Source organism: Gilliamella sp. Bif1-4 (assembly GCF_001690535.1).
In the GTDB taxonomy this organism is placed as follows: Bacteria; Pseudomonadota; Gammaproteobacteria; order Enterobacterales; family Orbaceae; genus Gilliamella; species Gilliamella bombi.
This window is the reverse complement of record NZ_LZHC01000010.1, coordinates 228,232-244,335: the sequence shown is the minus strand read 5'-3', so window position 1 is coordinate 244,335 and position 16,104 is coordinate 228,232. Positions and strand designations below refer to the sequence as shown.

The 16,104-nt window shown below is 35.3% G+C and carries 15 protein-coding genes; 2 read left to right on the top strand and 13 right to left on the bottom strand.

The window, feature by feature from the left end:
• Positions 1–100 precede the first annotated feature (100 nt).
• Together aroB and A9G25_RS12735 are read left to right on the top strand one after the other, a co-directional pair.
• Positions 101–1,180, top strand: a complete 1,080-nt coding sequence (gene aroB, locus A9G25_RS01665) for a 3-dehydroquinate synthase (protein WP_065625456.1) — start codon at positions 101–103, stop codon at positions 1,178–1,180.
• Between the two features lie 21 nt (positions 1,181–1,201).
• Complete coding sequence (locus tag A9G25_RS12735; protein ID WP_176701053.1) at positions 1,202–1,363, top strand: hypothetical protein; 162 nt, start codon at positions 1,202–1,204, stop codon at positions 1,361–1,363.
• A 616-nt stretch (positions 1,364–1,979) separates the two neighbouring features.
• Here A9G25_RS12735 and A9G25_RS01660 read toward each other — a convergent pair.
• The 13 genes from A9G25_RS01660 to A9G25_RS01605 form a co-directional block, all read right to left on the bottom strand.
• Positions 1,980–2,348: a diacylglycerol kinase gene (locus A9G25_RS01660; protein WP_065625455.1), complete on the bottom strand. Its 369-nt coding sequence runs from the start codon at positions 2,346–2,348 to the stop codon at positions 1,980–1,982.
• Between the two features lie 21 nt (positions 2,349–2,369).
• The gene (gene accA, locus A9G25_RS01655) at positions 2,370–3,329 is read right to left on the bottom strand and encodes an acetyl-CoA carboxylase carboxyl transferase subunit alpha (RefSeq protein ID WP_065625454.1); all 960 of its coding nucleotides are present in this window, start codon (positions 3,327–3,329) and stop codon (positions 2,370–2,372) included.
• Between the two features lie 211 nt (positions 3,330–3,540).
• Positions 3,541–7,020 (bottom strand): DNA polymerase III subunit alpha, encoded by a 3,480-nt coding sequence (gene dnaE / locus A9G25_RS01650; protein ID WP_065625453.1) that lies wholly within the window; start codon positions 7,018–7,020, stop codon positions 3,541–3,543.
• Between the two features lie 164 nt (positions 7,021–7,184).
• A complete protein-coding gene (locus tag A9G25_RS12730) occupies positions 7,185–7,355 on the bottom strand; it encodes a hypothetical protein (RefSeq protein WP_176701052.1) in 171 nt (56 codons plus the stop codon).
• Between the two features lie 351 nt (positions 7,356–7,706).
• A complete protein-coding gene (gene fabF / locus A9G25_RS01645; RefSeq protein WP_065625452.1) occupies positions 7,707–8,951 on the bottom strand; it encodes a beta-ketoacyl-ACP synthase II in 1,245 nt (414 codons plus the stop codon).
• 162 nt (positions 8,952–9,113) lie between these two features.
• A complete protein-coding gene (gene acpP, locus A9G25_RS01640) occupies positions 9,114–9,347 on the bottom strand; it encodes an acyl carrier protein (protein WP_034910452.1) in 234 nt (77 codons plus the stop codon).
• A gap of 150 nt (positions 9,348–9,497) precedes the next feature.
• Entirely contained in the window at positions 9,498–10,232 is a 735-nt protein-coding gene (gene fabG / locus A9G25_RS01635) for a 3-oxoacyl-ACP reductase FabG (RefSeq protein WP_065625451.1), read from the bottom strand.
• A 19-nt stretch (positions 10,233–10,251) separates the two neighbouring features.
• Positions 10,252–11,187 carry an ACP S-malonyltransferase gene (gene fabD, locus A9G25_RS01630; RefSeq protein ID WP_065625450.1) on the bottom strand — a complete coding sequence of 312 codons (936 nt, stop codon included), beginning with the start codon at positions 11,185–11,187 and terminating at the stop codon, positions 10,252–10,254.
• Positions 11,188–11,222: 35 nt separating this feature from the next.
• On the bottom strand, positions 11,223–12,176 hold the full coding sequence (locus A9G25_RS01625) for a beta-ketoacyl-ACP synthase III (protein WP_065625449.1): 954 nt from the start codon (positions 12,174–12,176) through the stop codon (positions 11,223–11,225).
• A gap of 4 nt (positions 12,177–12,180) precedes the next feature.
• Positions 12,181–13,227: a phosphate acyltransferase PlsX gene (gene plsX, locus A9G25_RS01620; RefSeq protein WP_065625448.1), complete on the bottom strand. Its 1,047-nt coding sequence runs from the start codon at positions 13,225–13,227 to the stop codon at positions 12,181–12,183.
• Positions 13,228–13,260: 33 nt separating this feature from the next.
• Complete coding sequence (rpmF, locus tag A9G25_RS01615) at positions 13,261–13,428, bottom strand: 50S ribosomal protein L32 (RefSeq protein ID WP_025316508.1); 168 nt, start codon at positions 13,426–13,428, stop codon at positions 13,261–13,263.
• Between the two features lie 4 nt (positions 13,429–13,432).
• Positions 13,433–13,942, bottom strand: coding sequence for a 23S rRNA accumulation protein YceD (gene yceD / locus A9G25_RS01610; protein WP_065561382.1), 510 nt, complete (start codon positions 13,940–13,942; stop codon positions 13,433–13,435).
• 241 nt (positions 13,943–14,183) lie between these two features.
• Entirely contained in the window at positions 14,184–16,103 is a 1,920-nt protein-coding gene (locus A9G25_RS01605) for a BglG family transcription antiterminator (RefSeq protein ID WP_065625447.1), read from the bottom strand.
• Between the last annotated feature and the right edge of the window lies 1 nt (position 16,104).

Genomic DNA, 16,104 nt, shown 5'->3' with positions numbered 1-16,104 from the left:
TCAAGATTATCAATAAGTTTAAATGATTCTAAGTTGCACTGCCACTTTTTTATCGCTAACATGCAACAATAAATCCACTTTGACTTGTCTGGAAATTAATATGCAAAAAACATTAAATGTAGCGCTAGCTAAACGCAGTTATCCAATCACAATTGGTGAAAATCTACTAAGTGAATTTCAACATTTTAAACTCCAAGCAGGACAACGCATACTCATTGCGACCAATGAAACCATAGCCCCACTTTATTTACAAACACTAATTGATATGCTTGAAAAGCATGGTGTAAAAACCGATTCAGTTGTTGTTCCTGATGGTGAAAAATATAAGACCATGGAAACATGGAATAGCATTTTGACAACGTTACTGGCAAACAATCATACTCGCAGTAGTATACTTATAGCACTAGGTGGAGGTGTGATTGGTGACATTGCAGGATTTGCCGCTTCAGCTTATCAACGTGGAATTAAGTTTATTCAAGTGCCGACAACGCTATTATCACAGGTTGATTCCTCGGTAGGAGGTAAAACAGCGATTAATCACCCACTGGGTAAAAATATGATTGGTGCATTTTATCAACCACAATCGGTAGTGATTGATCTCAGTTGTTTAAAAACATTACCACAAAGAGAGCTTTCGGCAGGACTTGCCGAAGTTATAAAATACGGCATTATTTTAGATACTAAATTTTTTGATTGGTTAGAAAAACACATCAACGATTTACTAAACCTAGATGTTAATGCATTAAGCTACTGTATTTACCATTGCTGTGAACTCAAAGCACAAGTGGTTGCCGCTGACGAAACAGAACAAAACATGCGCGCAATATTAAATCTTGGTCATACTTATGGTCATGCCATAGAAGCGGAATTAGGATATGGAAACTGGCTACATGGTGAAGCTGTCAGTGTTGGTATGCTAATGGCTGCACAAACATCCAAATTACTTGGCAAATTAGCACAAGCAGATATTGATCGAATTAAAAACTTGTTAATACGCGCTAAACTACCTGTTAACAGACCGGAAAAAATGCCAATTGAATCTTATCTGCCACATATGTTACGAGACAAAAAAGTATTATCTGGACAATTAAGGCTTGTTATACCAACCAAAATTGGTCATGCTGAAGTAATAGATGGCATTAATAAAGACATGGTAATTCAATCTATACAACTAACTTAATCTCTAATTGATAACCAATAGTTGCATCATTTACATATAGGAATTAAATGTCTGGTTAAAGTCGAAAAGTCCATTGAAGATAAATTAAGGCGACAAGCTAAACGCTGTAATAAAACCTATCTAGGTGAAATGCTACACGTTGATACTAAACGTTTATCTTTACTTAAAAACAAAACCAAATAAAAAATACGAGAGTATTTATTTGTTGGTATTGATGATTTTTCACGAGAGCTTTATGCAGGCATTTACCCTCCAATAAATCCCGATTTAGCTCAGCATTATTTATACAAACAATGTGTTAACCCAATGTTCTTATATCATTGAATGTATTTATTCCAAAACGGACGTGAATATCAAGGAACAGGTGAACATCTGTTTGTTAAAACGTGTAATAACCATCGTATCCATCAAGAATTCACGAAACCAGACTGTCCACAAACAATGGGAAAGCTCAAAAGAGTGATACGAACTTTAATGGAAATGTAGAATAGTCAGTAAATATTTAGCCATTAAAATTATAAAAAACAGAAGATTAAAAGATTTATTAACTATTATAATACAGTTAAACCCCATAAAGCGATTTCGGGAAAAACGCCTTATAAGTTTTTAGAGGATTATTTTAATCATAAAGTGTAAATAACCCAGTATTTCCCTACAAAAGCGTTGTTATTTTTAGTTTCCAGCGTAATTATAATAATATTTTTATTGGAAAACCAATCCGCTTCTAGTTTAAGAATAGTTTTTTTGCGATTAAACTATTGTCAAGAACTTTCAGGAAAACCTGTGTTTAAATAAAAAATCATGATGAAAAATGACAAGAAAATAGATAAATCCACAAAATAATAGTCAATAATAACGACAAAAATACAGCCGCCGAGCCGTAATCCTTTGCTCGGCCAGATAAATCATGCCTTTCAGAGCCAATACGATCAACTACACACTCAATTGCACTATTTATTAACTCAGTAATCATCACCACTCCAATTGAACCAAGTAGCAAAATACGTTCATAAATAGAGAAATCAATTAGCATTACAACAATATAAGCCACAACTAATAGAATTAACTCTTGGCGAAATGCTGCTTCATGTTTGATCGCCGATTTTAAGCCTTTTAAAGAATATTTTGCTGCTTTAAGGATACGTAGTAAACCTGTCGATTTTTTCATTACAATATTCCAAATTTAAAATTACCTTACGTAACCATAATTCATCAAACGTTGAAATCTTCTTTCTAGTAATACTGATAATTGCATATTTTCAAGTTCATCAAGATCACTAAGTAATTGTGTTTTGAGTGAAGCAGATACGACAGCATAATCACGATGGGCACCACCCAGTGGCTCAGGTATAATTGAATCAATAAGATTCAATTTTAGTAATTTATCTGCAGTCATGTTCATAGCTTCAGCTGCAACTGGTGCTTTATCGGCACTTTTCCATAAAATCGAAGCACAACCTTCTGGCGATATGACAGAGTAAGTACTATATTGAAGCATATTAACTTTATCTGCAACCCCAATAGCAAGAGCACCCCCAGAGCCTCCCTCTCCAATTACTGTACAAATAGTTGGTACTTTAAGACGTGACATCTCTCTTAAATTACGCGCAATAGCTTCTGCTTGGCCTCGCTCTTCGGCACCAATACCAGGATAAGCGCCTGGGGTATCAATAAAAGTAATAATTGGTAATTTAAAACGCTCCGCTAATTGCATTAATCGTAAAGCTTTACGATACCCCTCTGGAGCGGGCATACCAAAGTTTCGGTAAATTTTCTGTTTTGTTTCTCGACCTTTTTGATGCCCAATAACCACCACAGATCTTCCATCAATACGAGCTATTCCACCAACAATTGCTTTGTCATCGGCATAGGCTCTATCGCCAGCTAATTCATCAAAGTCAGTAAAAATTTCTTTCAGATAATCCAATGTATAAGGACGATTTGGGTGTCTAGCTAATTGCGCAATTTCCCAAGGAGTTAAATTAGCAAATATTTTTTTTGTTAATTCACGGCTTTTTTTATGTAATTGCTTAATCTCTTTATCTAAATTAATATCTAATTCAACTTGTTGCGAATCAATATTCTTTAAGGAATTAATTTTTGCTTCTAATTCCGCTATCGGCTTTTCAAATTCCAAAAAATTGTTCATAACGCTAGTAATTGCCTCTTAATTTATTTGGTATTTTAAAAAATACACATCTAATACTGTATACTGGCTAATTCTTAAAATATAATTAACCCAATTCTACTATGTAATACTCATTGAAGTCACCTAAATTTATATTATTAGACTTCAACTATTCAAAATGTTATACCACTTGCATTTAATTAAAGTAGCATTATTTAATAAATTTATTTTCTTATTCAAACTCAAATTCAATACGATCAATGCCAATAAGTGTCTTTAATTCAACAATCAGAGCGTCCTCTGGAATAACTCTCCATGTCGTACCAAATTGAATCCTAACAACCGAATCATCCCGGTGATAATATAAGCTGACAGGCACACTACCATGGCGATAAGGTTCTAAAAGTTGTTGTAAACGCTGCAATATTGTTTGATTTGTTTCGCTTTCAGTTAATGTAATGGACAGTCCTTTTACATATTTAGCTCGAGCATCTTTTAGATCAACGATATCACGTACGGACATTTTAAAACCACCATTAAAATCATCATTACTAACTTGACCTGTAACAATTAAAATCTTATCTTTTATGAGTAAATGTCCAAAATTTTCCAAAGACTCCGCAAAAAGCATACCATCAATACGGCCTGAACGGTCATCTAAAGTAAACAAACCAATTTTTTTACCTTTTTTAGTAATTCGAGTCCTAGCATCAGTAACAATACCAGCAAAAGTGACCGTTTTTCCCCAACCTGTCGGAGATGCTTCACTAATTCGCAATCCACCTGTATAACGATTTAATTCTTTTAAATATTGCGTTACAGGATGCCCTGTTAAATAAAGCCCTAAAGCTTCACGTTCGCCTTCAAGCAAAACTTGATCAGGTAATTTAGGTACCGCAGCATAAGCATGCTCAACTTGTTCAGGTTCTTCAGCTAAGACTCCAAACATATCTTCTTGACCAATATCTTGAGCTTTTGAATATTGATCCGCGGCCTGCATTGCATCATTAATACTATGCAAAATAGCCGCTCTATGAGGGCCTAATTTATCAAATGCCCCTGCCATAGTAAGTTTTTCAAGTACACGACGGTTGATCTTTTTCATATCTGTTCGAGCACAAAGTTCGAATATATTTTTAAAATATCCACCACTATTACGTGCTTCAACAATTGCCTCAATAGGCCCTTCGCCGACACCCTTTATAGCCCCAATCCCGTAAACAATCTCACCTTTATCATTCACATGAAAGTGATAAAGGCCACTATTGATATCTGGTGGGTTAACCTTTAATCCCATCCGTAAGCATTCATCAACCAAACCGACAATTTTATCAGTATTATCCATATCGGCAGTCATAACTGCAGCCATAAATTCTGCTGGATAATGAGTTTTTAACCATAATGTTTGATAAGAAACAAGCGCATAAGCTGCTGAATGAGATTTATTAAAACCATAACCGGCAAATTTTTCCACTAAATCAAAAATTCGCATGGAAAGCTCACCATCGATACCTTGTTTTTCTGCACCTTCTTTAAAAACAGATCGTTGCTTTGCCATTTCCTCAGGTTTTTTCTTCCCCATAGCTCTGCGTAATAAATCCGCACCACCTAATGTATAACCCGACAAAGTCTGAGCAATTTGCATAACTTGTTCTTGGTATAAAATAATACCGTATGTTGGTTCTAAGATAGGTTTTAATGATTCATGTTGATATTTAATATCAGGATAGGACACTTCTTCTCTGCCATGTTTACGGTCAATAAAGTTGTCTACCATACCTGATTGTAACGGACCTGGTCTAAATAAGGCAACTAAAGCGATCATATCCTCAAAACAGTCAGGTTTTAATCGCCTTATTAAGTCTTTCATACCTCGAGATTCAAGCTGGAACACAGCTGTTGTTTCAGCTTTCAATAACAAATCAAATGACGGCTGATCATTGAGAGGAATTCGAGTAATATCGATGGGGTTATTGCCTTCTCTTAACTGACGTTCATTAATCATTTTGATTGCCCAATCAATAATAGTTAATGTTCTTAATCCTAAAAAGTCAAATTTTACAAGGCCTGCATATTCAACATCATTTTTATCAAACTGGGTTACTGGGTGATTTCCTTCTGGATCACAATAAATTGGCGAAAAATCTGTAATCTTAGTTGGTGAAATTACAACGCCACCAGCATGCTTACCTGCATTTCTAGTTACGCCTTCTAATTGACGTGCGATATCAATTAATGATTTAATTTCTTCATTATTATCGTATAACTCCTGAAGTTGAGGCTCAACTTCAAAAGCTTTAGCCAATGTCATTCCCGGATCTAAGGGAATTAATTTGGAAATTCGATCAACAAAACCATAAGGATGTCCAAGTACTCGGCCAACATCCCTGATTACTGCTTTAGCCGCCATAGTTCCAAAAGTAATAATTTGAGAGACCGCATCACGACCATACATATCAGCAACATGATCAATTACTAGATCTCGCTTTTCCATACAAAAGTCGACATCAAAATCAGGCATTGAAACACGTTCTGGATTCAAAAATCGTTCAAAAAGTAAGTCAAACGCCAATGGGTCTAAATCGGTAATTTTTAAAGCATACGCAACTAGCGAACCCGCACCTGAACCACGCCCAGGTCCCACGGGAATATCATTATCTTTCGACCATTGAATAAATTCCATAACAATTAGAAAGTATCCAGGAAAACCCATCTGATTAATAACCGTTAATTCTGTTTCTAAACGCTTATCATATTCAAGTCTTCTTTGCTTTCTAACTTCAGGATTAGGAAATAAAAACTCAAGTCTTTCTTCTAAACCTTCACGCGATTTATGCACCAAGAAATCTTCGGTCGACATATCACCAGTAGGAAATTTAGGTAAAAAATATTCACCTAACCGGATGGTTACATTACAGCGTTTTGCTATTTCAACACTATTTTCAAGCGCTTCTGGTATATCGGAGAATAGTTCACACATTTCCTGTTCAGATCGTAAATATTGCTCCGCTGAGTAATTTTTAGGTCGGGAAGGATCTTCAAGTGTATTCCCATCATGAATAGCGACACGAATTTCGTGAGCCTCAAAATCTGAAGATTTTAAAAAGCGAACATCATTAGAAGCAACCACGGGTAACAGATACTGTTCAGCCAATTTTACTGCACTATGAATAAATAGCTCTTCATTGGTTCGTTTAGTCCGTACTAGCTCAAAATAAAAATGCTCATTAAAATTTTCAAGGTAAAAATTAATAGCATGCTCAATAATAGTTTGATTATTGCGAACGATACCGATACCAATATCACTTTCTCGTCCAGCTAATACAATTAACCCTTCTCTATGCTCAATTAACCACTCATTATCAACAACAGGCAAATCTCCAAGGTAACCTCGCTGATAGGCTTTAGAAATCAATAAAGTAAGATTTTGATATCCCTGATTATTAGCTGCTAACAGAGTTAGACGATAAATATCATCAGGCAATTGAGAACTTCTAATAGCGAGATCTGCACCAATGATGGGTTTAATACCTTTTGACATTGCTGAGCCGTAAAACTTAACCAGCCCACAAAGATTAGTAAAATCAGTGATTGCAAATGCAGGCATCTGCAACTTGCTCATTTCATTTACTAATGCACTTACCTTAGCAATTCCATCTATCATAGAGAAATCACTATGCAAATGAAGATGAATAAATTTCGGATCTGCCATAATTACCAGAAATGAAGCTATAAAATTAGCTTTGAATTATAACACAAGCAAGAAGAATATTCTTATTCTCTTTAACTACACAAACTTACAACAAAATGTAAAAAAATAAAAACTCTCGATGTAAAAAACCAACCAGAGTACATTTAAAGTTAGCACAATTAATACTAAAAAAGTGCAAAGCTATTTACGACGTAATCCCCTGTATTTTCGCTTTTATAGCGACTTTCATCACTGACATTAGCTAAGCCAATTTCGGTCAGTGTGGTTGGTAAATTGACTGATTCACAGAAAGTATACACAGTTTCAATCATATCTGAATCACTATCGATTAACATTGCTAAAATACCTATCGCTACTTTTTCATCATGTCAATAATGATTGCAGCTTTTAATTCTGTAAAGCCACTATGAATGGTATGAGCAGCAAGCACCCGCCACATTTAAAGTTCCTAATATGTAAGAATAAAATTTGAACATACACTGAACATATCGTCTTCACTCAAACAGAAAGAATATTTGTTGGTATGAATATAAAATAAGCTTTAACATTCAATTTACCAAATCTAATGTTGAAAAATTAGGAATACACCACATTTTTATTTAATAAAAATGGAATATTATTGACAACACATTAACAAGAGATGAATAAGTTCCCACCACTTTTTGTGATGGGAGAATAATTTAAAATTATATTTTTTTAAATAGTACCGAACCATTGGTTCCGCCAAAACCAAAAGAGTTACAAAGTGTATATTCTAAATTTTTAACCTGACGCGCTGTATGAGGGACATAATCAAGATCACACCCCTCATCAGGATTATTAAGATTAATTGTCGGTGGAACAGCTTGATCACGTAATGCAAGGACAGTGAAAATTGACTCAACCGCACCAGCAGCACCCAATAAATGCCCTATCATAGATTTAGTTGAACTTACCATCACTTTACTAGCATTTTCTTTAAAAATACTTTTTACCGCTTGAGTTTCAGCCTTATCACCAGCAGGGGTCGATGTACCATGAGCATTAATATAACCAACCTGTTCTGGAGCAATACCTGCATCACGAAGTGCACATTTCATTGCTAAGGCCGCACCACTACCATCGGCTGGAGGCGAAGTCATATGATAAGCATCGCCACTCATACCGAATCCAACTAGTTCAGCGTAAATCTTAGCTCCACGTTTTTTGGCGTGTTCATATTCTTCTAAGAACATGATTCCTGCACCATCCCCCAACACAAAACCATCACGATCTTTATCCCAAGGTCGGCTTGCTGCTTTAGGATTGTCGTTGTTAGTTGATAAAGCACGAGCGGCACCAAAACCACCGATGCCCAATGGAGTACTCGCTTTTTCTCCACCACCAGCTAACATCGCATCAGCATCACCATAAGCAATCATGCGTGCAGCATGACCTATATTATGAACACCTGAAGAACAAGCTGTTGCAATAGTAATACTCGGTCCTTTTAACCCATAAATAATAGATAAGTGACCCGCAATCATATTAACAATTGTTGATGGTACAAAAAACGGGCTAATTTTGCGTGGTCCACCATTTACTAATGCACTGTGGTTTTCTTCAATCAACCCAAGCCCACCAATACCAGAACCTATAGCACAACCGATTCGTTCTGCGTTTTCATTCGTGATTTCAATGCCTGCATCTTGCATTGCCTGCATACCTGCAGCAATGCCATATTGGATAAAATAATCCATTTTACGTGCATCTTTGCGTGAAATATTATAATCTTCGCCATTAAAGTTTTTAACCATCGCTGCGAAGCGCGTTGCGAAAGGGGCTGTATCAAAGTGCTCTATGAGTTCAACACCACTTTGCCCAGCTAACAAAGCTTGCCAAGTGGATTCAACTGTATTACCTACAGGAGATATCATGCCCATTCCAGTAACAACAACTCTGCGTTTAGACACATTGCCCTCCAGGAAAGGATTGAAATGAAATTTGAATCATTGAAAAATTTTATTTTTGAGTTTTCTAAAGATTTATACCTACTTGTTTTTAATTTAATAATTAAAGATATAAATACAAACTAGGCGATCATTTGACCGCCTATCATAAAAACTCTACTAACCTTATTGATTTGCAGTAATATAATCAATTGCAGATTGAACAGTTGTAATTTTTTCAGCTTCTTCGTCAGGAATTTCAGTATCAAATTCTTCCTCTAAAGCCATAACTAATTCAACTGTATCAAGAGAGTCAGCGCCAAGATCTTCAATGAAAGAAGATTCGTTTTTAACTTCTTCCTCTTTTACACCAAGTTGCTCAACAATAATTTTCTTAACTCGCTCTTCAATAGTGCTCATACTCTTTTTTTTCCTATAAAAATCGCCGAAAGTGGCGGTGAATGTAAGTTTATAAAATGTTGAAAAAGATGCCAATCATTTTCCAACCCAATTGCTTATTTTTTGTTCAAACCGTTAAAATAATGGCTCATTTTACACTATTCTAACCAATTACACCATATACATGCCGCCATTGACATGTAAAGTTTCACCAGTAATATAAGATGCTTCATCTGATACTAAAAATGCTACTGCATTAGCTATTTCTACTGGTTCACCTAATCGTCCAGCAGGAACTTGTGCTAATGTTAAAGATTTTTGTTCATCAGTTAATGCATTAGTCATATCAGTTGCAATAAAACCAGGTGCAACCACGTTTACAGTAATACCTCGTGATGCAACTTCACGTGCTAATGATTTACTAAAACCAATTAATCCAGCTTTAGCTGCCGCATAGTTAGCTTGGCCGGCATTTCCCATTGTGCCTACTACTGAGCCAATGGTTACAATTCTTCCATAGCGTTTTTTCATCATTGTGCGCAATAATGCTTTAGATAAGCGAAAAACAGATGTTAAATTTGTATCCAAAATATCTTGCCATTCGTCTTCTTTCATTCGCATTAATAAATTGTCACGAGTAATACCTGCGTTATTAACCAAAATATCAATATCACCAAATTCAGTCTTAATTGCACCAATAACCGACTCAATTGATGTTTCATCAGTCACATTTAACGCAAGACCTTTACCATTTGATCCTAAGTAATGGCTAATAGCTTCAGCACCTTTTTCTGTTGTTGCCGTACCAATAACAGTTGCGCCACAAGCAACTAATTTTTCTGCAATTGCTTTACCAATTCCACGACTTGCGCCCGTAACTAAAGCAATTTTTCCTGATAGGTTCATAACTACCCCTTTTACCATTTTACTTTGTGTTTTCTAATGCCGTTTCTAATGATACTTTATCATTAACCACAAGACCAGAAAGTGTATCAACAATACGTTTAGTTAATCCCGTTAACACTTTCCCTGGCCCCATTTCGAGTAAAAGTTTTACATCTTGTTTTGCCATATATTCAACAGTTTCAGTCCAACGTACAGGATTATAAAGCTGAGCAATTAATGCAGTTTTAATTTTTTCTGCAGACGTTTCAACTTTAACATCAACATTATTGATAACAGCAAACTTTGGTGTGTTAAATTCAATATCGTTTAATGTAGTCGCTAATTTGTCAGCTGCTGGCTTCATTAACGCACAATGTGATGGCACGCTAACAGCAAGCGGTAATGCACGCTTAGCACCCGCATCTTTACATAGTGAGCCTGCACGTTCAACAGCTTCCTTATTACCAGCAATAACTACTTGACCAGGTGAATTAAAATTCACTGGCGCAACAATCTGCCCTTGAGCTGCTTGTTCACATGCTTTGCTAATTGATTCGTTATCTAATCCAATAATAGCATACATTGCACCTGTGCCACTTGGCACGGCTTCTTGCATTAATTTCCCGCGTAATTCGACTAATTTAATTGCATCTTTAAAATCAATCACGGCTGCACAAACTAAAGCAGAATATTCGCCTAAACTATGACCTGCCATAAAATCGGGTTGAGCACCATTAACACTTTGCCATACTCTAAATATTGCAACAGATGAAGCAAGTAGCGCTGGCTGTGTTTGCCATGTTTTATTTAGTTCTTCTACTGGACCTTTTTGTACTAAATCCCACAAATCATAACCTAATACATCAGAAGCTTCATCAAATGTTGATTTGACAATCGGAAAATTATCAGCAAGATCTTTTAACATACCGACAGCTTGAGAGCCTTGTCCTGGAAATACCATTGCAAATTTGGTCATTATTAAATCCTTGATCATTAAAAATACTTCATAAACTAAAATCTAACTAGTGCAGATCCCCAAACAAATCCGCCACCAAAGGCTTCTAATAAAATTAGGTGACCTCGTTGAATTCGTCCATCTCTTACACCAGTATCTAAAGCACAAGGCACAGAAGCAGCAGAAGTATTGCCCTGCTTATCTAATGTAACAATAACTTTATTCATATCCATATCTAGGCGTTTTGCGGTTGCAGAAATAATTCTTAAATTAGCTTGATGCGGAACTAACCAATCTAAATCTGTTTTATTGAGCGTGCTCTCAGTTAAAAGCTCGTCAACTAAATTAGACAGCTCTTTAACTGCCACTTTAAACACTTCATTGCCATGCATTGTCATATAAACAGGATCATGCATATCACGGCGATCAACATATGGATATTTTAATAAATCACCATAACGACCATCAGCATGAAGATGCGAAGCAATAATACCAGGTTCTTCTGATGCGCCGACAACAACCGCTCCTGCACCATCCCCAAAAATGATAATGGTGCCTCGATCATTTGGATCAACACCACGGGTTAACATGTCAGAACCAACAACTAAAGCATATTTAATTGCACCACTTTTAACATATTTGTCGGCAATATCAAGCGCGTAAATAAACCCAGAGCAAGCAGCTGACACATCAAAAGCAACGACATCACCAATACCTAATTTGGCTTGTAATTCTGTTGCGCTGCTTGGAAATGCATTGACCGAAGTTGCTGTTGCAACAATAATCATACCGATTTCTTCTTTATCGATATTGGCCATTTCAATTGCATTTATAGCAGCTTCATAAGCCATACTCGTTACAGTTTCATCTGGCCCTGCGATACGTCTTTCTTTAATACCAGTACGCGTTGTGATCCATTCATCACTGGTATCAACCATTTTTTCAAGATCTGCATTAGTTCTTATCTGTTTTGGAAGATAACTCCCAGTTCCTAATATCTTTGTATACATCTAATTATTCGCTCTTGGGTAGTGCGGAAGAAAGGCTCGTTGCAATCTTCTCAGGTATATTTGTTTGTATAGCCAAAATAGCTTGTTCTATTGCTGCATAAAATGATTTTTGATTGGCACTACCGTGACTTTTAATCACAATACTTCGAAGTCCAAGCAAGCAAGCTCCATTATATCGTCCGGGATCTAAATAACCAAAATTTTTTGCAATTTTTCTTTGTAGCCATTTACTCAATAATTTCAATAATAATGAATGATGACCTAACGATAATTTAAAAGAAGACATAAAAATTTTTATTAAGCCTTCTACTGTTTTTAACGTTACATTACCCACAAAACCATCACAAACAAGTACATCGGTTTTACCCGCTAAAAGCTCGTTACCTTCTAAATAACCGATATAATTAATTTGGTTATTTGATTTCAAAATAGCAGAAGCCGCACGAATTTTATCCAAACCTTTAATGTCTTCTTCACCAATATTAAGTAATGCAACACGAGGGTGTTCAATATTAAGTACAGTTTTAGCTAAAATTTCACCCATGATCGCAAACTGAACTAACATATCACTATCACACTCGGCATTAGCTCCTAAATCCAATACTACTGTATTTTGATTATTTAATGCAGGAACTATAGCAACAAGTGCAGGACGATCTATACCAGTCAATGAATGCAAAAGTAGTTTTGACAGCCCCATTAACGCACCAGTATTACCAGCACTTACACATGCTTGAGCTTTATTATCTTTAACTAGTTCAAGCGCAATTCTCATAGAAGATCCTTGGCTATGACGAATTGCATAAGAAGGTTTCATATCATTGGCTATTACTGATGTTGATTCCATCAACATTAATCGACCTTCTTGTTGGTATTGGGTAATTAACTTTGCATTTTCTTTAGGCAAAAAAAGATTAATTTCTGTTAGACACCCTACCAGAAAGATTGAAAGAGTTGGATAATTATTTAGTGCTTGTATTGCAGCAGGAACAACAACACGAGGACCGAAGTCCCCGCTCATAGTATCTAACGCAATGGTTAGATTATCCAAAATGTCACCTGAGGATTTCTAATTACTAAATAATTATTTAGAAATCACTTTACGACCACGATAATAACCATCAGCGGTTACGTGATGACGCAAATGTGTTTTACCTGATTCATCAACTGAGATATTAGCAACAGTTAATGCATCATGAGAACGACGCATACCACGTTTTGCACGAGTTTTACGATTCTGTTGAACAGCCATGGATTTACCCCTTATTCTTTAAACTAACTAAAATTGCAAATGGATTTGTTTTTTCATTCTCAGTAGGAATTTCACCAAATACCATATCTGCCTCTGACACTTCGCAGTGTTTACTATCATGTACCGGCGCAATTGGTAACGAGAGAATAATTTCGTCCTCAAGTAACGCTAATATATCTACTTCACCAAACTCGTTCATCAAAACGGGTTCATAATGTTCCGGTAGCGTCTCTGCTTGAGCATCGCTCTTAACAGGACTAAATTTATTCGTCACATGAACTTCAGTGACAAAAGGTTTAAAACAACGTTGACAAGTTTGTTCTAACGTTAATTTTGCATCAATATTGATAATGCAGAGTTTTTGTTCATCATAATAAAAAGACAAACTACATTCAATATCACTTTTTGGGCTATCAACCCTATTTACCGCTTGAAGTGGATAATATCCAATATAATCAAGTCGTTTTTGTGCCGATTTAATCGGGTCAATAGTAAATGGTAATTTATTTTGCATAAGATATGCATACTACCTTAAAAAAATTTTTTGGTGTAGTTAAAAACTACACAATGCCATAAGGCGCGCATATTACCTTTAAATCAAGGTTTCGTCAATGGGATCACACAATATAATTTGTTTTAGTTGTTGATTATTACTTTAATATTCATTTTGTTAATGATAATTTTTTTCTTGTAAAGTTCTTTCAGGAAACACCCATATTTCAGTATAAAAGTAGTTATTTTGGTCTTTTCATTTATTATGATAATCGGCACAAACTATCTTTCATAATCGCTCGAAAATCATCAAAAGTTCTGCTATCTAATAAACGTTTGGTAGACTTTTCTTTGACAAAGTTTACAAACAAATTATATATTCGCATAGCATCTTCATATTCATCTTTGCTAATTGCTAATAAAAAAATAACATGTGCAACTTCATTTTTATCCCAAACAATACCTTGTGGTGCTAAAATAGTCGTAACTACAGTTTTTCTTGCCAACAATCCAACTGAATGAGGAATAGCAATATTTTCACCTAATAATGTAGAGACTATTTTTTCACGCTCAACAACTGATGGATAAAAATCACTACCAACATATCCTGATTGTTCAAGCCTTACACAAATACTTTTAAAAATCTCTTTTTGTGTCACTGGTTTATCAATAATAATAAAAAACTTTTCATCAAAAAAACGTTCAATAATATAAGGCATTTTTCGATCAACCATTGCCAATCGCCCTAATTGTTCAAGCTGATAAGCTGTCGGAAATGGTGCTATTTTGACAATTTGTTTGTCTTTTTCAGTTAAACAAACAGTTGATACAACAAAATCCTCTTCTATCTGTGTTAATTGCTCATACTCTCGATAGGAAAGTGTACGATTAATTTGGATATGCGGAAAATCTCTTTTAATTTTTGATTCAACCATACGCAAAGTTGAGTTACTGAGCTCACTAACTAATAGAATTTGTGCAAATCTTTCATGCCCTGCACTATAATTTCGCTCCAATGCTACACCAATATGTATGGCTAAATAACTGATTTCATCCTCTGTCATTTTAAATTCTGTATACTTTTCTGTATTAGTTAATGCAGAAAGCGTAATATCATAAGCAAATGGGTAATATTGTTTAATTTCATGCAATAGAGGATTGGTTGTTCTGATTTGATATTTTATCCTAGATAACATTGATGACGTATGAATCAGCATATCTTGGCGTAATTTAGTATCATCCCATAAATTATAGTGATATGTATCATTAATATAAGATAATATATGCTCAACTAACGCCAAACTTTTTGCTTGATTTGGGGATTCTGTTATTGTTCGAGAAATAATTTGTACACACAGGTAATTAAATTCCGCATCACAAAGTACACTGCCTAAAAAATATGAAAACTCTTCTGAAATTTCACGTGCAGCACTAATAACTGTTGTATTAATTTGATCAACTTGATATTCAAGCAACTCATAACCTTGAGTAATACGAGTGATAGATACTGCGCAACTGTAAAGCAAATATCCCAGTCCTTCAGCATTTAACTTTAGTTCAAAACGTTCAAGTTGGTTTTGTAAAATCTTTTCAAGATAATCTAAATCAATATCATTTAATATCGTCTGACGAAGCCTGTTTACGTTTATAGTATCTTCTGCCATATGACGTTGCCACAATATATCAGTTAAACACGCTCGAATTGATGACTCCTCGCCAACTAAGTACATCCCATAATAAGGGCGATTTTCAAGAGATAAATTGTACTTATCTAAATATTGTTTAACCTCGATAACATCATTTTGTAAAGTACTGCGACTTAAAAACCACTCATCAGCGATATCATCCAATTTCACAGAATTAGACTGTGTTAAAAAAGCAATCAATAAAGCCGAAATCCTTTCTTTACTAGTTCTTGGAACTTGCTCAATTGCTTGAGTGATAGGCAATTGAGCATAACTGACAGGATCGGTTACTACAAGTTGATATCCTACATTTTTAGTATAATCAACCTGAGCACCATAACTACGTAGAACATCGTTAAGTGCTGAAATATCAGTACGAATTGTGCGAGTAGATACTGAAAAGCGATTAGCTAACTCTTGCTGAGGTAGTGTCTCCTTTTTTATAGTATCAAATAAATACGCTAATCGCTGATAAGAGAAAAGCACTTTAGATGACATC

What these genes read in the sequence shown, in the direction of transcription:
- acpP (WP_034910452.1), bottom strand. Translation starts at nt 9,347, where the DNA reads ATGAGCACTATTGAAGAGCGAGTTAAGAAAATTATTGTTGAGCAACTT.
- A9G25_RS01625 (WP_065625449.1), bottom strand. Translation starts at nt 12,176, where the DNA reads ATGTATACAAAGATATTAGGAACTGGGAGTTATCTTCCAAAACAGATA.
- accA (WP_065625454.1), bottom strand. Translation starts at nt 3,329, where the DNA reads ATGAACAATTTTTTGGAATTTGAAAAGCCGATAGCGGAATTAGAAGCA.
- A9G25_RS01660 (WP_065625455.1), bottom strand. Translation starts at nt 2,348, where the DNA reads ATGAAAAAATCGACAGGTTTACTACGTATCCTTAAAGCAGCAAAATAT.
- A9G25_RS01605 (WP_065625447.1), bottom strand. Translation starts at nt 16,103, where the DNA reads ATGTCATCTAAAGTGCTTTTCTCTTATCAGCGATTAGCGTATTTATTT.
- dnaE (WP_065625453.1), bottom strand. Translation starts at nt 7,020, where the DNA reads ATGGCAGATCCGAAATTTATTCATCTTCATTTGCATAGTGATTTCTCT.
- rpmF (WP_025316508.1), bottom strand. Translation starts at nt 13,428, where the DNA reads ATGGCTGTTCAACAGAATCGTAAAACTCGTGCAAAACGTGGTATGCGT.
- fabG (WP_065625451.1), bottom strand. Translation starts at nt 10,232, where the DNA reads ATGAACCTATCAGGAAAAATTGCTTTAGTTACGGGCGCAAGTCGTGGA.
- yceD (WP_065561382.1), bottom strand. Translation starts at nt 13,942, where the DNA reads ATGCAAAATAAATTACCATTTACTATTGACCCGATTAAATCGGCACAA.
- A9G25_RS12730 (WP_176701052.1), bottom strand. Translation starts at nt 7,355, where the DNA reads ATGTTAATCGATAGTGATTCAGATATGATTGAAACTGTGTATACTTTC.
- aroB (WP_065625456.1), top strand. Translation starts at nt 101, where the DNA reads ATGCAAAAAACATTAAATGTAGCGCTAGCTAAACGCAGTTATCCAATC.
- fabD (WP_065625450.1), bottom strand. Translation starts at nt 11,187, where the DNA reads ATGACCAAATTTGCAATGGTATTTCCAGGACAAGGCTCTCAAGCTGTC.